General features: G+C 62.0%; 19 protein-coding genes. 4 read left to right on the forward strand and 15 right to left on the reverse strand.

All coding sequences use genetic code 11. From position 1 onward, the window contains the following. Positions 1-29: 29 nt before the first annotated feature. The 13 genes from AC1Q6C_RS04390 to AC1Q6C_RS04450 all read right to left on the reverse strand — a co-directional run bounded on the left by AC1Q6C_RS04390 (position 30) and on the right by AC1Q6C_RS04450 (position 12,821). Positions 30-356 (reverse strand): YnfA family protein, encoded by a 327-nt coding sequence (locus tag AC1Q6C_RS04390; RefSeq protein WP_003940244.1) that lies wholly within the window; start codon positions 354-356, stop codon positions 30-32. A gap of 16 nt (positions 357-372) precedes the next feature. Then, positions 373-1,458 carry an ABC transporter ATP-binding protein gene (locus AC1Q6C_RS04395; protein ID WP_007731405.1) on the reverse strand — a complete coding sequence of 362 codons (1,086 nt, stop codon included), beginning with the start codon at positions 1,456-1,458 and terminating at the stop codon, positions 373-375. 15 nt (positions 1,459-1,473) lie between these two features. Then, positions 1,474-2,805 carry an ABC transporter substrate-binding protein gene (locus AC1Q6C_RS04400; RefSeq protein ID WP_003940485.1) on the reverse strand — a complete coding sequence of 444 codons (1,332 nt, stop codon included), beginning with the start codon at positions 2,803-2,805 and terminating at the stop codon, positions 1,474-1,476. A gap of 37 nt (positions 2,806-2,842) precedes the next feature. Beyond that, positions 2,843-3,745 carry a carbohydrate ABC transporter permease gene (locus AC1Q6C_RS04405; RefSeq protein WP_042452747.1) on the reverse strand — a complete coding sequence of 301 codons (903 nt, stop codon included), beginning with the start codon at positions 3,743-3,745 and terminating at the stop codon, positions 2,843-2,845. After that, positions 3,742-4,716: a carbohydrate ABC transporter permease gene (locus AC1Q6C_RS04410; protein WP_003940557.1), complete on the reverse strand. Its 975-nt coding sequence runs from the start codon at positions 4,714-4,716 to the stop codon at positions 3,742-3,744. The genes AC1Q6C_RS04405 and AC1Q6C_RS04410 overlap by 4 nt, the downstream gene beginning before the upstream one ends. A gap of 74 nt (positions 4,717-4,790) precedes the next feature. Further along, a complete protein-coding gene (locus AC1Q6C_RS04415; RefSeq protein ID WP_007731397.1) occupies positions 4,791-5,714 on the reverse strand; it encodes a L,D-transpeptidase in 924 nt (307 codons plus the stop codon). A gap of 216 nt (positions 5,715-5,930) precedes the next feature. Then, positions 5,931-7,613 carry an FAD-dependent oxidoreductase gene (locus AC1Q6C_RS04420; protein WP_492666399.1) on the reverse strand — a complete coding sequence of 561 codons (1,683 nt, stop codon included), beginning with the start codon at positions 7,611-7,613 and terminating at the stop codon, positions 5,931-5,933. An 81-nt stretch (positions 7,614-7,694) separates the two neighbouring features. Next, complete coding sequence (locus AC1Q6C_RS04425) at positions 7,695-8,576, reverse strand: hypothetical protein (protein ID WP_151098201.1); 882 nt, start codon at positions 8,574-8,576, stop codon at positions 7,695-7,697. A gap of 10 nt (positions 8,577-8,586) precedes the next feature. Beyond that, a complete protein-coding gene (locus tag AC1Q6C_RS04430; RefSeq protein ID WP_003939815.1) occupies positions 8,587-8,805 on the reverse strand; it encodes a dodecin in 219 nt (72 codons plus the stop codon). 15 nt (positions 8,806-8,820) lie between these two features. Further along, positions 8,821-10,032: a serine hydrolase domain-containing protein gene (locus tag AC1Q6C_RS04435; protein ID WP_151098202.1), complete on the reverse strand. Its 1,212-nt coding sequence runs from the start codon at positions 10,030-10,032 to the stop codon at positions 8,821-8,823. A 108-nt stretch (positions 10,033-10,140) separates the two neighbouring features. Beyond that, a complete protein-coding gene (locus AC1Q6C_RS04440) occupies positions 10,141-10,656 on the reverse strand; it encodes a DUF6764 family protein (protein WP_039973227.1) in 516 nt (171 codons plus the stop codon). A 78-nt stretch (positions 10,657-10,734) separates the two neighbouring features. Beyond that, positions 10,735-11,775, reverse strand: a complete 1,041-nt coding sequence (gene ligD / locus AC1Q6C_RS04445) for a non-homologous end-joining DNA ligase (RefSeq protein WP_003940248.1) — start codon at positions 11,773-11,775, stop codon at positions 10,735-10,737. After that, positions 11,775-12,821: an ATP-dependent DNA ligase gene (locus AC1Q6C_RS04450; protein WP_230359054.1), complete on the reverse strand. Its 1,047-nt coding sequence runs from the start codon at positions 12,819-12,821 to the stop codon at positions 11,775-11,777. The genes ligD and AC1Q6C_RS04450 overlap by 1 nt, the downstream gene beginning before the upstream one ends. A gap of 109 nt (positions 12,822-12,930) precedes the next feature. On the opposite strand from AC1Q6C_RS04450, the gene lppU reads away from it, so the two are divergent. Further along, the gene (gene lppU / locus AC1Q6C_RS04455) at positions 12,931-13,548 is read left to right on the forward strand and encodes an LppU family putative lipoprotein (RefSeq protein ID WP_007731384.1); all 618 of its coding nucleotides are present in this window, start codon (positions 12,931-12,933) and stop codon (positions 13,546-13,548) included. A gap of 88 nt (positions 13,549-13,636) precedes the next feature. Here the strand turns inward: lppU and AC1Q6C_RS04460 are convergent, their stop codons facing one another. Continuing rightward, a complete protein-coding gene (locus AC1Q6C_RS04460; RefSeq protein WP_007731382.1) occupies positions 13,637-14,788 on the reverse strand; it encodes a magnesium and cobalt transport protein CorA in 1,152 nt (383 codons plus the stop codon). 302 nt (positions 14,789-15,090) lie between these two features. Then, positions 15,091-15,708 (reverse strand): TetR family transcriptional regulator, encoded by a 618-nt coding sequence (locus AC1Q6C_RS04465; protein WP_007731377.1) that lies wholly within the window; start codon positions 15,706-15,708, stop codon positions 15,091-15,093. 100 nt (positions 15,709-15,808) lie between these two features. Here AC1Q6C_RS04465 and AC1Q6C_RS04470 point away from each other — a divergent pair, with 100 nt between their 5' ends. The 3 genes from AC1Q6C_RS04470 to AC1Q6C_RS04480 all read left to right on the forward strand — a co-directional run bounded on the left by AC1Q6C_RS04470 (position 15,809) and on the right by AC1Q6C_RS04480 (position 20,117). Continuing rightward, the gene (locus tag AC1Q6C_RS04470) at positions 15,809-16,723 is read left to right on the forward strand and encodes an SDR family NAD(P)-dependent oxidoreductase (RefSeq protein ID WP_007731375.1); all 915 of its coding nucleotides are present in this window, start codon (positions 15,809-15,811) and stop codon (positions 16,721-16,723) included. A gap of 49 nt (positions 16,724-16,772) precedes the next feature. Next, a complete protein-coding gene (locus tag AC1Q6C_RS04475; RefSeq protein ID WP_007731373.1) occupies positions 16,773-18,374 on the forward strand; it encodes a PucR family transcriptional regulator in 1,602 nt (533 codons plus the stop codon). A 144-nt stretch (positions 18,375-18,518) separates the two neighbouring features. After that, a complete protein-coding gene (locus AC1Q6C_RS04480) occupies positions 18,519-20,117 on the forward strand; it encodes an ABC transporter substrate-binding protein (RefSeq protein WP_230359055.1) in 1,599 nt (532 codons plus the stop codon). The last annotated feature ends 151 nt before the right edge of the window (positions 20,118-20,268 follow it).

Consider the following 20,268-nt stretch of genomic DNA (forward strand, 5'->3'; position numbering starts at 1 on the left):
ACTCCCTGAGCGCGCACGGGGCCGAAGGCCTACCGGGCGTACATGATCACCCCGACGCCGACCAGACAGATCAGCGCACCGGCGATGTCGAAACGATCCGGGCGGAATCCGTCCATCACCACCGCCCACAGCAGTGAACCTGCGACGAAGATCCCGCCGTACGCGGCGAGGATGCGCCCGAAGTTCGCATCGGGTTGCATGGTGGCGACCAGACCGTAGAGGCCGAGCGAGATGACGCCGAGCCCCACCCAGATCCATCCCTTGTGCTCGCGAATTCCCTGCCACACCAACCACGCGCCCCCGATTTCGAGCAGCGCGGCGAGTACGAACAGCAACAGCGAACGTGCGACGGTCATGCCGCACACAGTATCGCTACAGACGTACTCCGGTCTCCGCGGAAAAGAAGTACACCTCGCCGGCCTTGGGCAGCAGATGAAGCGACTCCCCCGGTGCCACCGACATCTTCCGGTCGACGCGAATGACGATTCGACCGGATCGGCTCTGCCACTGCGAATCCGGGGCACCCTTTGCATAGACGAACGATTCGGCTCCCAACTCTTCGAGCAGATCGGCATCCACGGCCAGCGAGCCCTTTCGCCACGCTCCCACCAGATCCCACGATTCCGGGCGCACTCCCACGACGACCCGCTCCCGCTCGGACGCCCCGGTGGGCAGCGGAATCCGCAGATCACCGAGCACTGCGACGGTTCCCTCGACCGGCGCTTCGATCAGGTTCATGCCGGGCGATCCGATGAAGGCGGCCACAAAGGTGTTGACGGGGTTGTCGTAGAGTTCGCGCGGCTTCGCCACCTGCTGCAAGCGACCGTCCAGCATCACCGCCACTCGGTCCCCCATCGTCATCGCCTCGACCTGATCGTGGGTGACGTAGACCGTCGTGGTGCCGAGTCGACGCTGTAGGGCGGCGATCTGCGACCGTGTGCTGACGCGCAGTTTGGCGTCCAGATTACTGAGTGGTTCGTCCATGCAGAACACCTTGGGATGGCGAACGATGGCTCTACCCATGGCAACTCGCTGACGTTGCCCGCCCGACAGCTTTGCCGGTTTCCGTCCGAGCAAGGGTTCGAGTTCGAGCATCCGCGCGGCCTCGAGTACCCGCTCCCGGCGCTCCGTCTTTCCCACTCCGGCATTCTGGAGCGCGAAGCCCATGTTCTGCTCGACGGTCATGTTCGGGTACAGCGCGTAACTCTGAAACACCATGGCGACGTCACGTGCTCGCGGAGCGAGGTGCGTGACGTCCGTGCCGCCGATCTCGATCCGACCGTCCGACGCGGACTCGAGACCGGCGAGCATTCGGAGGCTGGTGGACTTACCGCAACCGGAAGGTCCTACGAGTACCAGGAACTCACCGTCGGCGATGTCGAGGTCGAGACGGTCGACTGCCGGTCGATCAGTTCCTTCGTAGCGGTGCGTGACTCCCGCGAATTGCACGTTGGCCATGAGTGTTCTCTCCTACTACTTCGGCAGCTTGGGGGTGATCTGCCGGTCGATGATCTGCTGCAACTGCGTGGCAACGCCGGCGAATGTCGATGCGACGTCGGCCTTCTGGAGAGCGATCTGCTCGAGTCCGGTGCCGATGATCTGATCCCCACCCGGGACGAACACGCGTGCGTAGTCCTGCGAGCGCGTACGCGAGAGCTGATCCACAGCGGTACGGGAGTTGGGGTTCGCGTCGAGGAACGCCTTCATGCTCGGCTCCGAGGTTGCCGACTTGCGGACCGGCATGTAGCCGACGTTCTGCGAGAAGTACGCCGTGTTCTCACCATTGGTGATGAAGTCGATGAACTTGAGCGCGTTCTTCTTACGCTGATCGGAGATCTTGGACGGGATGGCAAGCCCGGCACCGCCGGTGGGGCAACCGGGAGTTCCGTCCACTGCCGGGAGGAAAGCGGTGCCGAAGTCGAAGTTGGCAGTCTTCTTGATGCCGGACAGATCGCCCGTCGACGCGATGGTGGACGCCAGAATGCCGGTACCGAATTCGTTCGCGATGTCAGTGGAGACCGCGGCGTACTTCTTGTCGTGAATCATGCTGGAGAGGAACTGCCCTGCGGCAATGGTCTTCTCGTTGTCGAGCTGCAGATTCCACTGGTCGGAGTACGAGCCGCCGAACGTCCAGATTGGGCCTTCGTAGGTCCAGCCGAGGTAATCCTTCGCGTTGCCCCACCCGTGTGCCAACTTGCCGTTGCCCACGACCTTCTGCAGCTCGGGTCCCCACTCGTCGAACTCCTGCCATGTCGCCGGCCCACGGTCGGGAAGACCTGCCTGCGACCAGACCGCCTTGTTGTAGTAGAACAACGGCGTCGACCGCGCGTAGGGAAGCGCATAGTGCTTGCCCTGGAACAGGTAGTCGGCGAGCAGTGAATCGACGTAGTCGGCCGAGTCGACCCCCACCTCGGAGAAGAGTCCGTCAAGCGGCTCGATTGCCCCGGCCAGTGCATAGTTGAACCACCAGACATCGGACAGCACAACCACATCGGGCACATCTCCACCGGAGAGGGCAGCGTTGAACTTCTGTGCCACCTCTTCGTAGTTCTTGCCGCCGTCCACCAAGTTGACCTTCAGGTCCGGGTACTTGGTCTGGAAGCGGTTGATCAGTTCCTTCTCCACGTCGGTGGACTTACCCGGGTGGTTCGACCAGAAGGTGATGGTGTTGGAATCACCCGACGCACCGGATGTTCCCGCAGCATCAGCGCTCGACCCGCCGGATCCCGCGCACGCGGTCAGTGCGGCTCCGGCGGCGATTGCACCGCCGAGGCTCAAGAATCCGCGCCTGTTCATGTTTGCCATTACTGCTCCTCGAGAAAGAAATGTGACGGGAAAGCTGTCAGCCCTTGACCGCACCGGAGGTGAGGCCCTTGATCATGTGTCGTTGCAGCAGAAGGAAAATCACCAGGATCGGTAGCATGGTCAGCACCGTTCCTGCCATGACCGGACCCCAGTTGGTAAGTCCGTCGTTGTTCTGCAGTTGGGTCAATCCGATCGGCAGCGGTGCTACCGAGGAATCGTCGGACATGAGGAACGGCCACAGGTACTCGTTCCATTCGTTGACCACCGTGATGATGCCGAACGCCACCATCGTGGGTCCGGAAACGGGGAGCACCACGCGCCAGAGCAACCGCCAGTGGCCGGCTCCGTCCATCCGCGCCGCCTCGACGATCTCCGAAGGGATCGAGAGGAAGTGGTTGCGCATGAGGAACGTACCGAAGGCTACACCCGCGAGCGGAACTATGATGCCCTGGAACGTGTTACGCCAGCCCCACTCTGCCACGAGCGCGTAATTCGAGATCACGGTGATCTGGTTCGGAACCATCAATGCGGCGATGATTCCGAGAAAGACGAAGTTCTTCCCCGGGAAGCGCAGGAAAACAAGCCCATAGGCGCTGAGAGTCCCCAGAACGAACTTCGCCGCCGACAGAATCGTCGTGATCACTATCGAGTTCCGCAAGAACATCCAGAACGGGACCGATGTGGTTGCTTCCGAATAGTTTTCGGGATGCAGCGACGACGGCCACCACGTTGCCGGCTGCGTGTAGATCTCCGGGCGCTCCTTGAACGAGGTCATCACGATCCAGTAGAGCGGCAGGACGATGATGACCAACGCGATCACCATTGCCGCATAGCCGAGGATCTTCACACCGACCTCACGCCGGTCCACGTTCTTGCGGTCCGGGCCGGGCCGAACGACGGAAGTCGTAGCAGCGCTTTTCTTTTCCTCTACCGCTGTCATTTCTCTTCTCCCCGATCCATGGCACGAACCTGGTAGACGGTGATGATCAGCAGGATCAGGAACATGATGGTGGCAACCGTCGCACCGTAGCCCGCCCGGAAGTTTCGGAACGTCTCGTTGTACACCTGGTAGACCATCGTTGTCGTCCCTGTCCCCAGCGGACCACCTCGGGTCATGACGTTGATGATGTCGAAGACCTGGAGCGAGTTGAGCATGACGGTGATGGAGAGGAAGAACGTCGTCGGGCGCAACTGAGGTAGGAGCACCCGGCGGAACTTGGTCCACGGCTTGGCGCCGTCGATTTCGGCAGCTTCGTTCAGCTCCTGCCGAACTCCTTGCAGTGCAGCGAGATAGATGACAAACGTGTACCCGAGGTTCTTCCACATGTATGTCACCGTCACCATGAACAGCGCCCAGTGGGGATCCTGATAGAAGTCGGGCGATTGGAGTCCGACACGGTGCAGGAGATCCTGGATCAGGCCGAAGTTGGGGTCGAAGACGAACTGAAACGCGACACCGATCGCTGCACCGGAGATGACGAACGGAGCGAAGATGGCCGACCGGACCAGGTTTCGCCCGACGAGCTTGCGATCGAGCAGCATGGCCAACGCCAAACCGATGACCATCGAACCCACCACTGTGACCAATGTGAATACCACTGTGTTGGTGACGATCTGCCAGGTGTCGCTTCGTCCGAACCACTCGCGGTAATTGCTCAGCCCGATGAACGTCGCCTTCGGGTCCGCAATGTTCCAGTCGAAGAACGAAAGTCGGATGTTGTCCACCAGCGGGCGATAGGTGAACAAGATCAGCAACGCGAGATTGGGACCTACCAAGAGCGCGAACAGCGCGTAATCACGCCATGGTCTGCCCCACAGACCTGGCTTGCCTGATGTGGGCAGCGTTCTTTCCGGACTCGATCTCACTGAGGCAGTCTGACCGCCCGCAACGAATGAATGGTGAACGTACAAGACACTCGAGCTGAACGCGACACGAAAAAGGCCCTGCGCGAATACTTCTCGCGCAGGGCCTTCCTCGTCGATGTCTAGCGGTTCCAGTCGCCCAATCCGTCGGCGCCGCTGAGGACTCCACCTGCGGTGTTCTGCACGATCACCGGGTCACCCTTGCCTGCGTTCTCGAAGAACCACTTGGCGTCCTCGGTGCTGACATTGAGGCAGCCGTGGCTGACGTTGGTGAAACCTTGTTGCGCAACCGACCACGGAGCGGCATGGACGAAGATGCCACTGTAGGAAATTCGTGTCGCGTACTCGACGTAGGTGCGGTAACCCTCGGGAGAATCGATCGGGACGCCGTACGTGGACGAATCCATGTACATGTCGCGCAACTGCTCGCCGACGATGTACGTGCCGTTCGGTGTTTCGTGACCCGGCTTGCCGAACGACGTCGGCATGGTGCGCACGACCTCACCGTTGCGGGTGACGGTGACCTGCTTGGTGTTGTCGTCCGCGACGGTGACGAGTGCGTCACCGATGTTGAACGTGGAGTGCGAATCACCGGCGTCGACGGTCACGGAGATGTTCGCCGGCCAGAACTGTGTCGGCTTCCAACGGACCTGGCTGTCGTTGATCCAGTAGAAGCTGCCCTCGACCGGCGGATCGGTGGTCACGCGAATCGCGCGTTCGGCCGTAGCACGGTCGCCGACGGCCTCGTTGAATCGAATGATGATCGGTTGCGCGATACCGACGGTCTCGCCCGCGGACGGATTGAGCGACGGCGCGGAGAAGTTGGGGACGCCGATGGGAGCCTGAATCGGTGTACCCGGGATGCCCGGAACCGGAATCGCCGGATCGAGGTACGGAACGCCGGGAATGACGGGCAACGGAATGTCGGGTCCACCGGGGAAGAGAGGAACAGCCGCGGAGGGTCCGGCCAGAGCCAGGCCGGCGGCCACTGCTCCGACGATTGCCACGGCAACCCGTGACGTCCGACGACCCTGTTTGCTGCCCATGTCACTACCTTCGCTCGACTGACCACGTACTCACGTGGATCGTGCGCGGCCGGCATCGATACCCGCCTGGTACCGATGCCGATGCACCATTCGGACGCACCCGCTCGGAGCACACCTACACACCCGAGCACGCCGAAGAGAGCAAACCGCACATTTCCATAGTCATTAACACACAAAAGCGGCAATCGAGCAATTCGGATGTTCGCCCAAACGTTGCTATCCCTCGCTCCGGGCAGCCGCCAACATGGATTCGATGGAGATGAGTTTGGTTCGCGGCCGTCCGGTTGCGGCACCGGATGCGCGTTCTGCCTTGTCGATCCGCTGCCAACCTTGATAGTCCACCTGATCCGGCGACCGGTCTGCCAACAAAACCTGCAACTTGTCGGCATCCTCGGTCGGGGTGGCGAGGCGCCCACCAGCGAAGTCGTCGAAGATCATCGACACGGTCTCGGCGGAGCAGTACTTGTTGGTGCCGATCACGCCAGTCGGTCCGCGCTTGATCCAACCCGCGACGTAGACACCCGGGATCGGCGTGCCGGTCTCGGTGTCGATTACTCTGCCCTTCTCGTTGGGGATCACGCCGCGAGCGTCGTCGAAGGGCAAGTCGGCCATCGGTGTGCCGCGGTATCCGACCGACCGAAGCACCAGTGAAGTGTCGATCGTCTCCTCGGTTTCGGTAGGCCGGGCGGAGAGCTGACCGGTCGGCGTTGCCCCCAATTCGTTTTTCACGATCCGCACCTGTGAGACTTCACCGTCGCCGAGGACCTCGACGGGAGAGGTGAGGAACCGGAGAACGATCCGCTTGCGAGAAGGATCTGCGGTACGCGAAGCAAATTCCTGCGCCTGCTTGACCTTGAGCAGGACGGACGGCTCGGCGGCATCGCTGTCCACGAACGCCTGACTGGCCTCGTCGAGTTCGGCTTCGATCGGGTCGACGACTACGTCCACGTTCGCCATCTGTCCGAGCGCCAACAGTTCGGGATTGGTGTACGCGGCCTGCGCCGGCCCACGACGCCCGAGAATGACCACCTCACGAATCTTGCTGTTCCGCAGCGCTTCCAATGCGTGCTCAGCGAGGTCCGTCTTCGCAAGCTGGTCAGGGTCGGTCACCAGGATGCGTGCGACGTCGAGTGCGACGTTGCCGTTTCCGACGATCACCGCTCGCTCGCCGGACAGATCGAAAGTCCGATCGGCATATCCCGGGTGGCCGTTGTACCAGGCGACGAACTCGGTGGCGGCGTGACTTCCCGGCAGATCCTCGCCCGGGATCTCGAGCTTGCGATCCCCGGCAGCGCCCACCGCGTAGATCACTGCGTGGTGATGGTCCAAGAGTTCCGAATGCGAGATGTGGGTGCCCACCTCGACGTTGAAGTGGCAGCGCACAGTCTTCTTCGCGACGACGGCGCGGAACTGATCGGTGACCCCCTTGGTTCCGGGATGGTCTGGCGCCACGCCGGCGCGCACCAAACCGTAGGGAGTGGGAAGTCGATCGAACATGTCGACCTCGACGCGAGGCTTGCCGGTCAGTTCCATCGCCGCATAGCAGGCAGCCGGGCCGGAGCCGACGATCGCCACTTTCAGCGTTCCCAGTTCGGGATCGATCTTGGCCATCGTGATCGGCTCGGGCCAATCCGGGCCCATCGGATGCTTCTCGAAGTACGACGCATTCATCTGCAGGTACGGCGCGTCGTCCTCGTCGAGTTCGTTGTCCGGGAAGATCGCCTCGACCGGGCATTCGTCCACACACGCACCACAATCGATGCAGGTGTCGGGATCGATGTAGAGCATTTCGGTGGTCGCGAACGGAGCTTCGTCCGGTGTCGGGTGAATGCAATTGACCGGACACACGTCAACACACGAGGCGTCGTTGCAGCACGGCTGCGTGATCACATACGCCATGACATTCCCCTATCCCTGAAACACGAAGCTCGAACTGGTTCCCAGACTATAACGTGTTCCAATTTGGCGCGAGAATCGTTTTCAGATCACCCCATTGCGCTTCAGCAGCCATACCGCCTGCACGGTGGCGTGACCTCGCCATTCCAACGCCGCGGCGGGCGAATAGCTGTCGAAATCCACCGCCCAACCGCCGTCGCCATGTTGTCGCGCAGCGAGCGCAGACAGTTCGGACTCGATCACTGATGCGTCGAACAACGCGCGGGTCGGGCCGCCGGGAAGCGGTGAGAAATCGAGGGGCCGCATGAATTCGCCCTCGGCTCCCCCGTCCACGTGAACAAAGCCGTCAGCCGGGATACGCGAACCAAGAGTGCTCACCAACGACGACGCTTCGGGACTGTTCCGGTGAACCGCGTCGAGAAACTGCAAGGCAAAGGCCAGCTCGAGGGCATGCAGAGAATCCGCCCCGTCGATCGCGTCGAGGCAATATCGAACGGCAGAGGCGAACCACGGATGTTCGGCGACGGCCTCGTCGAATTCGGCAACGCGAGCCGCTGCAGCACACACGATGCTGGTGATCTGCAACGACGGCGCCAACGGATCTGCATCCACCCAGAAGGGCGCACACCCGGCTGGGTCTGCAATCGGGAAGGCGAAGGGTAAACCGCCGCCTGCCAGCGAATTGGTCTGCAACCAGTCGCACAGTTCGACCGCTCTGGGCGTCGGCGTTCCGATGTCGGCAAAGGCTTCGAAGGCATGCAGCGCTCCGCCAGGTTGGCTGGTTGCCGAGCGAAGATCCGGTTCGAGTCCCCAGCCGTACCCACCGTCCGGGTTGCGATAACCGTCCACGGCCGCACAAACCGCGGCCCGGTCACCCTGTCCGAGAATCAAATTCAGCCGATGCCGATCGAGAGTCCTGGCATGTCCCGCCATAAACCCGACGGCCGCCCTGAGATCAACACTCATGAACGACGACTCAAGATTCGTCGCCGTCGAGCCGGAAGCCGACCTTCAACGTGACCTGGAAATGCGCCACGGCGCCGTTCTCGATGTGACCGCGAGTTTCCACCACCTCGAACCATTCGAGGTTGCGCACCGTCTCGTTCGCCCGGGCGATGGCGGTGCGAATTGCCGCGTCACTGCTCTCGGTGGACGAGCCGACGATCTCGGTCACCCGGTACACGTTGCTGCTCATGGCATTCCCTTCGTGTCAGATTCGACGAACCAACTCCTGCGCCTCGGCGCCGAGCCTCGCAAGGCGAAGATCACCGAGAGCTGTCACAGCACTACCCAACCTGTTGGTGGTGAAACCGAGCGAGAGTCCGCTGGACAGGTCCGCATACGCGCCTGAACCGCCGACTCCGTAGTGGCCTATCGCATTCCGCGGCTGCCGCCGCGCGGCAATGATTGGCGGGTGGTAACCGAGAGTCCAGTTGGGCCGCACCGCCAGCACGTAATCCCGATCGCGAGTCTGGATGGTCGACATCTGGTCGATGGTCGATTCCTTCAGGAACCGCTTCCCGTCGATCACGCCGCCGTTCGCGATGGCGCCGTACATCTTCGCGAGAGCACGCGCGCTGAACACTCCGTTCCAGCCCGGCATGACGGCGTCGTGGACAGCCGGGTTGCGCACCATGACGTCGAAACCGTCCGGCATCGCGGCCTCCGCGAGTCCGCGAGTCGGACCGACGTGTGAGAGCACGGTCGACGCGAAGGCCCAGTTCAAGCCGGCAGGGTTGATATGTGGGAACAGCTTCGCGATCCGTGGACGCTCGGTTTCGGGTACGCGGTACCAGAATTCGTCGACTCCGAGGGGCTTCGCTATCTCCGCTTGTACGACGTCGATGAACGGCTGACCGGACACCCTGGCCACAAGTTCGGCTACCAACCAGCCGTAGGTCACAGCGTGATAGCCGGGGCCTCGAAGCCGACGCGGATCCGGTTTCTCGGCAGCCAGGGCGGCAACGACCGCGTCGTAGTCCATCAGGTCGAGAGGATGCGGCATCAAGCCGCGAACTCGGTGAAGGCCCGCGCGATGTGACATCAGTTCGCGGACGGTGATCTTGTCCTTGCCGGCCGCCGCGAATTCAGGCCAGTACCGAGCAACCGGGGCGTCGTAGTCGATCAACCCACGTTCGGCGAGTCGGTGAACGACGGTGCTGGCGACGCCTTTGCCGGTCGAGAACGACAGCGACACCGTGTCGTGGTCCCAGCGCCGATCACGATCGGCATTGCCGGCCCAGATGTCGAGAACTTTCTCGCCTCCCAGGTACACGACCAGCGCGCCGCCGCCTTGTTGCGGTTGGCGATACATCGCGAAGAAGCGGTCGGCCAAGGGAAGGAATCGCCGGTCCACGTACAGCTCGGTGCGCGAAGGCACCTCCACCCGGGCGAGTGAATCCCGTCGTGCACTGGGAGTCATCGCGTCCTCCGATCCCCGCTGATCAAGTTGCCCGGTCACCCGATCGGTGGCAGGAGCTTGACACCATTGTGACCACTGTCACGCAAGAGGCTCAGGGCCGGGGTGCCCTCACGGGGTGACCCACGTCGAAGTGCCGTCGCTGAAACATCCCTGACCTGTGGCGATATTGAAAACAAGGGTGGGACCACCTGAGCAGATCGCCCCGACGTCCGCGTCACCCACTGCCGCTCTGCCGCCAGGTCCGCTGAGCACCACGGCAAAGGGTGAGGAGTCGGTGCGACCGAGTGCGAGCGAACCCGGGCCGTACGCGACCGCGGCAAGTAACCCACCGCGCGACTCCGCCGCAGCAACGCCGCCGAAGAGGCCGAGGCCTGCCGACCTGCCGCCGTCTCGAGAATCCGCGACGCCGACGCCGTCGCCCTCGACGTGTGAAATCGCGTAACTGGAGGGATCTGCCACCGCTCGGCACGCGGATGACCCGTCGACGATCGTCTGATCTTGCCCGCGCGCCGAACAATCCAACGTCGCGGCAGACGCTGTTCCGCTACCGAGTGACAATCCGAAGGCGGCAAGAATCACGCCGCCCGCCGCTAAGCTTGCTGCTCGCATTTTCCGGCGATCCATATCCAACCCCCACAGTGCATTCGACGTGACCGTACATTCGACGTCTGATCGAATTACCCGATATGTCCGCCTCTGACGCTACCCGTCTTTGTTCTTCCGATCGCGGTCCTTGCTCGGTTGAACACGTTTGGGTTCACCGGGCATTTTGGGATAGTTCGGCGGGTACGGCAGATCGCCCAGTCCTGCCGCCAGATCCTTCTCCCACATCTCCAACAGAACATCGAGGGCAAAGGCCTTGTCGTGCATGGCTTCCATCGGATCACCACGATCGGCGAGCAAGCCGGGAACCGTGGCGATGGTGCAGTCGTCTGGATGCACGTCGCGCAGTTCGTCCCAGGTCACCGGCGTCGACACAGTTGCGATCGGCGTCTTACGAGCGGAATACGCCGCCGCGATCGTCCGGTCACGGGCATTCTGATTGAAGTCGATGAAGATCCGTTCACCCCGCTCTTCCTTCCACCACGCGGTTGTGGCGCGATCGGCACTACGACGTTCGACTTCACGGGCGAGGGCGATACCCGCGTGGCGGACCTCGACAAAATCCCAGCGCGCCTCGAGCGGGATGTAGACGTGAAGGCCTCGGCCACCGGACGTCTTGGGAAATCCTTCCAATCCCAACTCGGCGAGCAGAGGGCGAAGGACCTCGTCCGCGATGGCAACGGCCTCGTCGAACCCGGTCCCCGGTTGCGGATCGAGATCGATGCGGAGTTCGTCCGGGTGGTCGGTGTCCGGGCACCGCACGGCCCAGGGATGAAACGTGACAGTCCCGAGATTGGCGGCCCACACGATGTTCGCAGCACTTCGCACTCGAAGGACGTCGGCCTTGCGACCCGACGGGAACGTGACCTCGCAGGATTCGACGTGCTCGGGCCGCTTTGCCGGCAGCCGCTTCTGGTAAACCTCTTCGCCCTCGATGCCGTCGGGGAATCGCTGAAGATGCGTGGGCCGATCTTGGAGCGCCCGCAACGCTGCACCCTGCAGCGCCACCGTTCGGTAGTACTCGACAAGATGCCGTTTGGTTCCGCCGTCCTCACCCAACTGCGGATAGTAGATCTTGTCCGGGCTCGACAATCGGACCGCGATCCCGTCGACGTCCAGTTCCTCTGCCGGGCTCGCCATCACTTACCGCCTGCAAGAACATCCGCGAAGTCGTATCGCACCGGAACCTCCAACTGATCGAATGTGCATTCGTCGGGCACCCTGTCCGGACGCCAGCGCAGGAATCGTGCAGCGTGCCGAAAGCGTTCCCCTTCCATCTGGTCGTACGCCACTTCGAGCACCCTCTCAGGACGAAGCGGAATCCAGGAGCGGTCTGCGGCCGATCTCCACCGGCTGGCCTCTCCCTCGGCTACAACGTCGTCCCCGAGGCGCAAAGGTTCGAGTTCGGCCAACAACTCGATCCGCCGCGCCGCGGTGAAAGCAGAAGCGCCACCGACCATCTTCAATTCGGAACCGTCGTACAGACCAAGAAGCATCGACCCGATACCTGGCTGACTCTTGTGGGGACGGTAGCCCAGCAGTACGACATCCGCGGTCCTGGCGTGTTTCACCTTGATCATCTCGCGCTTGTTCGGCAGGTACGGTCCCGCCAGCTTCTTGGCGACAACCCCGTCGAGACCCGCGCCTTCGAAGGTTTCGAACCAGGCCATTGCTTCGGCGCTGTCGGCCGTCGCTGCCGTGACGTGGCAACTCGGCCCGCCACCGACGCAATCGAGGAGCAACGCACGTCGAACCCCGAAGTCCTCGATCGAGACGTCGCGATCCCCGAGCGCCAGTAAATCGAACCCGACAAATTGCGCGGGCGTCTGTTCCGACAACAATGCGACGCGGCTCGCGGCGGGGTGAATCCGCTCGGAGAGCGCTTCCCAACTCAGGCGCGTCACACCGTCGATCTCACGGGGAACCACCAGTTCTCCGTCCACCACACATTTTTCGGGCAATTCAGACTTGACGGCTTCCACCGCCTCGGGAAAGTACCGCGCCAAGTCCTTTCCTCCTCGCGATCCGAGCACCACTTCGTCACCGTCACGAAAGATGATTGCTCGAAATCCGTCCCATTTCGGCTCGTACGACCACGTCGGGTCACCGGACTCGGGCTGACGCGGCACAGTGGCCGCAGCCTTCGCGAGCATCGGGGCAAGCGGCGGCATCAGGGGTAGCTCCACCTACCCATACTGACAGTCCGGTTGGCAATTCGACTACCGATGTATTGGAATAGGTCCCGAACAATCCACGAACCAACAGAATTATCCAAGAATCAACAAAGGGGTCCTTATGTCCGGAATCGTCCGGCGACTTTGCACTGCGGTGATCGCAACTTCTGCAATCGCCGCCTTCACCGTCGGTTGCGGTTCCGACATCGAGCCGAAAGCCATTGCGGAATCATCTTCCTCGGTTGCCGATTCGACCACTACCTCCGCGGCCCCGACCACCTCGAAGATCACCGGCCAGGAAGGCTCGGACGACGGCGGCGACGTCGACATCGACGTGTCGATCGGTGATTGCGTCAAGCTCGGAGGCACCACGACGGCCGCAGAAATCGACAACGCGGACTGCGGTAGCAAGGATTCCAACTACAAGGTGGTCGCCAAGGTTCCCACCTCTGATCTGTGTGCCTCCGACGTCGACTCGTACTACTACGAGACCCTCGCGGGTGACGAGCAGGGCGCTGTCTGTCTCGACGTCGACTGGGTAGTCGGCGGATGCATGGATCTCGGCAGCGGAATGGACGAGCCCGCCCGCATCGAATGCTCGGATACCAGCGGCACCAATGTAGTCGAGGTCGTCGAAATCCTGCAGAACTCCACGTCGATCGACGAATGCGGTTCGGGGGCAGACTCGGGATTCGAGCACCCGGAACGTAAGTTCACGGTCTGCGTCGCAACGCTCTGATTCGAGCGCCCTCCCGAAAAACACCTGTGCGCCTTGACAACCGATCTCGGTTGGCAAGGCGCACAGCGCTTTCTACAGCCGGCACTTTCTACAGCCAGCCCCGACGCTTGAAGATCGTGTAGAGACTTCCACAGGTCAGGAACATCATCGAGAGCGCAAACGGATAGCCCAAGTGCCAGTGCAGTTCCGGCATGTCGTCGAAGTTCATCCCGTACACGGTTCCGATGAGCGTCGGCGCGAAGAGAATTGCCGCCCACGCCGAGACCTTCTTGATCTCCTCGTTCTGCGCGTAGCTTGCCTGCGTCAGATTGCGCATCTCCTCGTTCTGGTTCTGCGACACCAGAGTTGCGTTCACCGTGAGGATGTTTCCGAGCAACTGACGAAAGCCGTCGGCCCGCTCCACCACAGTCGTCGCATGGTCGGTGACGTCGCGCAGGTATCGCTGGAGTTCCTCGTCCGTGTGGTACTTGTCGAACCCTGCCGACAACCCACGCAGCATTCCCAGCAGCGGACGCGTCGCCCGCTGGAATTCGATCACCTCACGGGTCAGTTCGTAGATGCGACGCGAAACTCCGGGATCGCCACTGAATACTTCGGTTTCGATCTCGTCGATGTCGTTCTGCAGGCCGGCCACCACCGGGGCGTACCCGTCGACGACTGCGTCGAGAATGGCATAGAGAACGGCCTCGGTACCCAACCGCAACAGGTCAGGATCGTTCTCCATGCGAGTCCGCACCGCCGACAGATCCGGCGATTCACTGTGACGGACGGTCAGAATGAAGTTCGGACCACAGAAGATGTGCAACTCGCCGAATTCGACCCGCTCGGTCTCGTCGCGGTACCGCGCAGCACGCAGGACCACGAACAGTGTCTTGCCGTAGCGCTCGAGCTTGGGGCGCTGGTGCGCGACGATCGCATCCTCGACCGCCAGTTCGTGGAGGTCGAAATGTTGTGCAGCGGCATACAACTGGGCGTCGTCGGGCCGGTACATGCCGATCCACGCCATCGACTGCGAATCCGGAAGGCATGACAGTGCTTCCGCCAGCGTGGACGGTGACGCTATCCGCTCGCCGTCGCGGTACACGCCGCTGTTGACGACGGTCGATTCGACGGGCGCCACCGCCTCGGGCGGGGCAGCCTTGACGACGGTGCGTGCGGCACGCGAGTGTCCGGGATGTGAGTCACCGAGCCCCGCGGAACGACGCGGCAGTACCGAACGTGAACGACGAAATTCGCGCATGCTGAACAGCTTTCGAGGGAAGAGTGAACGACGACGCTTGCTTCACAGCAAAGCCGAAGCCGATGAACACACGATGAAGCTGCAGCAAAATACCGGATCGACCCGGGCGGCTACAGCTTCAGTTGGTACTCGGAGGTTGGCCACGCATTACAGCCACACCTCCTCTTCCCTGAATTCCTACGCAAGTCCGCGCACGACGCCAACATGCTACCCCGACTGTCAGAGCACGACAAACCGAACGACAAGCCGCAGGACAGCACGAACCGGTCGGAGAAAACCCGCTCGACGAATGCAGCTTTCAGTCAGTTCGCAGCGCGCAATCCGCCGATCAACAGTTCGACGATCTGGTCCGCCAACGACTCCGTCTCCGCCAACGTCTGCCCTTCACGCCTTCGGTACCAGAGGTCGATGCCGTTGAGACTGCTGAGGAGGACTTTTGCCGCCATTCGAGGTGAGCCCGCACGAATGGAACCATCCGCGACACCTTCGGTCATCACGTCGACGAACAGATTCTCGTAGTCGAGTCGCAGCGAATTCAGTTCCACGAGGACTTGCTGTTGCCTCGGCTTGAGCGCGGAGTTCATCTGGCCCCGGACACCTTGGTGGATCGTGTGGTGGTACCCGAGATGTGTCATGAGATTGACCAGGTGGGCGTGCGACATCGCTTCGAGACGCGCGAGGCCGCTTTCTGCCCCGCCCATCCGAGACTCGACCTCAGCGCGGAGCAGGCTCATCCCGCGCTCGTAGATTGCCAGGTAGATGTCGAACTTCGAACGAAAGTGGTAGTAGACAAGACCTTTGGTGGCGCCGATTCGATCGGCCAGTAAATCTACAGTCGTGGCTGCGTAACCGTCTTCGGCAAAGGCGTCGGCGGCGCTGGTGATGATCGCGGATCGCACGTCCGGAAGATCACTACTCATTCGACTTCCACTCCCATTCACACTGCCTGCCGGCCCTTGACTGTTTCCACGCCATCGCATAGTAATACTGAGTAGTATCCCAGATCAGAGAGGTTTTCCAATGTCGTTGGATTTTTCCGGCAAGGTAGCGATCATCACGGGCGCAGGCGGCGGACTCGGCCGTTCACACGCATTGGCCCTCGCCGCACGCGGCGCACGCGTCGTCGTCAACGACATGGGTGGCTCGGTCAACGGCAGTGGCGGCGCTGATACCGCAGCAGCCAAAGTAGTGGCGGAAATCGTCGAGCTGGGCGGCGAGGCCATCGCGGACCACTGCGACATCACTGACGTCGACGCCGTTGCCGCCATGGTCGCGACGGCCGTGGACAAGTGGGGCCGCGTGGACATCCTGATCAACAACGCCGGAATCCTGCGCGACAAGTCGTTCATCAAGGCCGAGCTCGACGACTTCCGCAAAGTCATCGACGTGCATCTGATGGGTTCCGTCATCTGTTCCAAGGCAGTCTGGCCGCACATGGTCGAACAGAACTACGGACGCATCCTCATGACTACGTCGGCATCGGGAATTTACGGCAACTTCGGCCAGGCGAACTACGGCGCCGCGAAGTCCGGCGTCGTCGGCCTGATGAACGTTCTCGCCATCGAGGGCGAACGCAAGGGCATCCGCGTCAACTCGCTGGCCCCGACCGCCGCGACCCGCATGACCGAAGACCTCCTCGACGAGAAGACTCTCGCTCTGCTTGCACCCGAATCGATTTCACCCGGCGCACTGTTCATGGTCTCCGATGACGCACCGACGAAGACCATCCTCAGCGCCGGCGCCGGCGTCTTCGCGATCGCTCGCATGGAAGAGTCGCAGGGCGTCTACATCCCCGAAGGCGCACTCTCCCCCGAGGTCGTCGCCGAACGGTGGTCCGAGATCAGTGACATGACCGATTCCGTCCAGGTGCCCGCGGCGTTCGATCAGACCCGCCGGTTCGTCGAGAAGGCCGTGGCGGAGCAGCCCAGCAATTGAGCAGGGCAACCAGACAACTGATCGACCCCGCTCCCCCTAAGGTGTGGTGGTGACCACACCTACGGGAGTATCGATCGTCGACATCGTCGACAGACTGGGAATGACGTTCCTCAGCGGTGGCGACACCGTCGACGGCGCCCGCACTGTCAGCCGCGTGACCCTGCACGAAGGGTCCGAAGCTACCCAGGACAGTGCGGGCGCCGTCGTACTCGGCGCAGGTCTCGCCGGTTCGGCCGATATCGCAACGGCGGTAAGAGAATACGGCTCGGCAGGTGCGGTAGCGCTGATCGTCAAAGAGCCCCTGGACTTCGACGGCCTCGTCGAGAAAGCGGTGGCCGACACCGACGTCGCACTCCTCGGAATGGTCAAGGATGCAAGCTGGCTGCAAAGCGCGTCGTTGATCAACGAGATCCTCGAATCCGGCAACAACGGGGACCGCACGTCGGCCGCCGACGCCGACCTGTTCGATCTTGCCAACTCGATCGCTCAGGTATTGAACGGCCCGGTCACCATCGAGAATCAGTCGAGCCGGATCCTCGCGTTCTCGGCGGATCAAGCCTTCGGCGACGAAGCACGTAAGCAGAGTGTCCTCGGACATCAAGTGCCGCAGCACTATTCCGATCGGCTCAGGTCAATGGGGTATTTCAACAAGATCTACGGCTCTACCCTGCCGGTATTTCTACCGGGTATCGGGCCGGGCATCAGGCCCCGCGTCGGCATGCGAATACATGCGGCATCGCAGATCCTCGGTTCGATCTGGGTGATCTTGGACGAGGAGCCGAACGAATTGCAGGTCAAAACGCTCGTCGAGGCGGCGGGCGTGGCCGCGATGAGTTTACTTCGCGCCAAGCTGGCAGCCGATTCCGCACGACGGCTGAGGTTGGGCGAGGTGATCACGTTACTGAGTGGCGGCACTTCAGCCAAGGAAGCGGCCGAGCGACTGGGCTACGGCCGCTCGAAGGCAAACGTACTTGCGGCCGGCTTCCGTAGCGGCGCCGGTGCATCGTTGGAGGCCGAAGCCGATGTCGATCAACTGGCCCTGACACTCAATACCTATCTCGACCAAGTATTTCCGCTGTCGGTGGCGGCAGCGATCGGCGGCACCGTCTACGCCGTAATCCCACACACCCGGCACCAGACCGACGACGACTACGTGCGTCGGATCGCGTCGGAGTTTGCAGACCGTTCCCGTTCGGAAAAGTCGGTGGTCATCGGAATCGGTGCGACAGTGGCCGACGTGATGACGCTGGAGAAGTCACGCGACGAAGCCGACCGAGCGCTTCGCGTTCTGAGGTCGACGTGGAATTCCTCGGGCCGGACCGTCGCGCGCGCCGACGACGTGCAGATCAATTCCCTACTTCTGCGCCTCTCCGACGCCCTGGCGGACGAGAACGAGACCGCATCGGGTCCGCTCGCGGTACTGCGTGAGTACGACCGCAGTCACGACATCAACCTTGTCGACACGCTCCGCGCCTGGCTCGACACGTTCGGCGACATTCCGGCTGCTGCGTCCTTGGTTCACATCCACGTCAACACGTTCCGGTACCGCCTCAAGAAGCTTGCCGGGATTGCCGGCATCGATCTCGATGATCCGGAAACTCGATTCAGCCTGATGCTCCAGCTTCGTCTCTTCCATCCGACAATGTTGTAGCGATCTACCAAGTCTCACGAAACATTCGTAAATCCGGACGATGTTCTCGTTCTTTTGTTGGGTGAAGATTCAAGCAATCGTCTTTTGCTCCTGACCCGACAGACCTCGCGTCACTCGGGCGGGACCACACCTTCCGGAGGCACCATGAAACAACGGTCCTACGTACTACTGGCTGCGGCAACTGGCACCGTTCTTGCCCTGACCGCGTGCTCAACGGGTGGCTCATCGGGTTCGGGTGGGGGTGAACCCGTCACGGACGGCACCTTCAAATTGGCTCTCGTGGCCGACCCCGGCGCTCTGAATCCGCTGATGACCGCCGCTTCGCCGGCGCACCAACTGGCGCGTCTGAGCTACGACTATCTGCTCCATCCGGATCCCGATACCGGCGTAACCAAGCCGTGGCTCGCCGAGAAATGGGAAGAGACAACCACTTCCGCGTCCTTCACCATTCGCGACGGCGTCACCTGTAACGACGGATCCGCTCTGACTGCCCAGACCGTCGCCGACAACGTCAATTTCATCACCAACGCAGCAAACAAATCCGCTCTCCGCGGGGTGTACGCACCGGCAACTGCAACTGCCACCGCCGACCCGGCGACCCGGACCGTAACGGTCACAACTCCGGAACCCTCTCCGTTCCTGCTTCTCAACCTGGCGCGAATACCGATCATGTGCGAGGCCGGGTTGAAGGATCCGACGGCGGCAAACAAGACGACCTTCGGGTCGGGCATGTTCCAGATGACCGAGGCAGTCGCCAACGATCATTACTCCTACGTTCGGCGCGACGGATACAACTGGGGACCGGACGGCACTACCTCCGACACTGCCGGTGTACCCAAGAATGTCGTCGCATCCATCATCACGAACAACAGCACAGCGGCCAACCAGGTGTTGTCCGGTGATCTGAATGCCGCTGCCGTCTCCGGCCCCGATCAGGACCGCATGAACGCCGCGAACTTGGATACCGTCAAGCAGCCTGCTCCAGCGGGCGAGATGTTCTTCAACCACAGTCCCGGCAATCCGACGAGCGATCCTGCCGTACGCAAGGCGCTGGTCCAGGCTCTCAATCTCGACGACCTCGCCGAGATCTTCACCGCCGGCCGCGGAACCCGATCGACCACGATGGTGTCCATCGAACCGCGGGCCTGCATCTACGACTCTGTCGCCGGAAACCTACCGGACTTCGATACCAGTGCGGCCGCAGCAACTCTCGAGTCTGCGGGCTGGAAGGTCGGCGCGGACGGTAAACGCAGCAAGGACGGCACACCGCTCCGAATTCGGATGGTCTACGAGACGTTCGGCGACGCGACCGATGCTGCCGCCGACGTCGCAGTCAACGCGTGGAACGACCTGGGCGCCACCGTTGAACTCACCAGTGGAGACTCGAACAAGATTCTCGATGTCGCACTCAGCGGCAAGGACAACACGGCGTGGGATGTCGCGTGGGAGCCGATCAACGTCGCGCTGCCCAGCATGCTGGTCCCCTTCCTCTCCGGTCCGGTGCCCGCTGCGGGAATGAACTTTGCGTCGATCTCCAACCCGGCCTACGACGCAGCCGTCACCAAGGCTTCCGGGCTGACGGGCGAGGACGCTTGTGCCGCTTGGGCAGACGCTGAGTCCGAGATCATCAAAGCAAACTCGGCGGTACCTTTTGCCGACAAGATCACGACTCTCTACTTCAACAATGCGGGTCTTGCATTCGGCCGCAATTTCATCGGTTCGGCCCTGCGCCTGTACCAGTAGACCGCCGGTAGCGACCGGGGAAATCGTCGTGTTTCGCCGGTCGCTGTCGGTATACGGACAGGTATTCACTGATCCTGACGGTTTTCGTGGGAGCGGACGAAAATCGACCCGATTTTCGTGAGGATCGACAGAGATGCGCGTCACGTCATGC

The organism is Rhodococcus sp. MT28 (assembly GCF_058792695.1).

What these genes read in the sequence shown, in the direction of transcription:
- AC1Q6C_RS04435 (WP_151098202.1), bottom strand. Translation starts at nt 10,032, where the DNA reads ATGACTCCCAGTGCACGACGGGATTCACTCGCCCGGGTGGAGGTGCCT.
- AC1Q6C_RS04395 (WP_007731405.1), bottom strand. Translation starts at nt 1,458, where the DNA reads ATGGCCAACGTGCAATTCGCGGGAGTCACGCACCGCTACGAAGGAACT.
- ligD (WP_003940248.1), bottom strand. Translation starts at nt 11,775, where the DNA reads ATGGCGAGCCCGGCAGAGGAACTGGACGTCGACGGGATCGCGGTCCGA.
- AC1Q6C_RS04400 (WP_003940485.1), bottom strand. Translation starts at nt 2,805, where the DNA reads ATGGCAAACATGAACAGGCGCGGATTCTTGAGCCTCGGCGGTGCAATC.
- AC1Q6C_RS04390 (WP_003940244.1), bottom strand. Translation starts at nt 356, where the DNA reads ATGACCGTCGCACGTTCGCTGTTGCTGTTCGTACTCGCCGCGCTGCTC.
- AC1Q6C_RS04405 (WP_042452747.1), bottom strand. Translation starts at nt 3,745, where the DNA reads ATGACAGCGGTAGAGGAAAAGAAAAGCGCTGCTACGACTTCCGTCGTT.
- AC1Q6C_RS04465 (WP_007731377.1), bottom strand. Translation starts at nt 15,708, where the DNA reads ATGAGTAGTGATCTTCCGGACGTGCGATCCGCGATCATCACCAGCGCC.
- AC1Q6C_RS04440 (WP_039973227.1), bottom strand. Translation starts at nt 10,656, where the DNA reads ATGGATCGCCGGAAAATGCGAGCAGCAAGCTTAGCGGCGGGCGGCGTG.
- AC1Q6C_RS04415 (WP_007731397.1), bottom strand. Translation starts at nt 5,714, where the DNA reads ATGGGCAGCAAACAGGGTCGTCGGACGTCACGGGTTGCCGTGGCAATC.
- AC1Q6C_RS04430 (WP_003939815.1), bottom strand. Translation starts at nt 8,805, where the DNA reads ATGAGCAGCAACGTGTACCGGGTGACCGAGATCGTCGGCTCGTCCACC.
- AC1Q6C_RS04480 (WP_230359055.1), top strand. Translation starts at nt 18,519, where the DNA reads ATGAAACAACGGTCCTACGTACTACTGGCTGCGGCAACTGGCACCGTT.
- AC1Q6C_RS04425 (WP_151098201.1), bottom strand. Translation starts at nt 8,576, where the DNA reads ATGAGTGTTGATCTCAGGGCGGCCGTCGGGTTTATGGCGGGACATGCC.
- AC1Q6C_RS04420 (WP_492666399.1), bottom strand. Translation starts at nt 7,613, where the DNA reads ATGGCGTATGTGATCACGCAGCCGTGCTGCAACGACGCCTCGTGTGTT.
- AC1Q6C_RS04470 (WP_007731375.1), top strand. Translation starts at nt 15,809, where the DNA reads ATGTCGTTGGATTTTTCCGGCAAGGTAGCGATCATCACGGGCGCAGGC.
- lppU (WP_007731384.1), top strand. Translation starts at nt 12,931, where the DNA reads ATGTCCGGAATCGTCCGGCGACTTTGCACTGCGGTGATCGCAACTTCT.
- AC1Q6C_RS04460 (WP_007731382.1), bottom strand. Translation starts at nt 14,788, where the DNA reads ATGCGCGAATTTCGTCGTTCACGTTCGGTACTGCCGCGTCGTTCCGCG.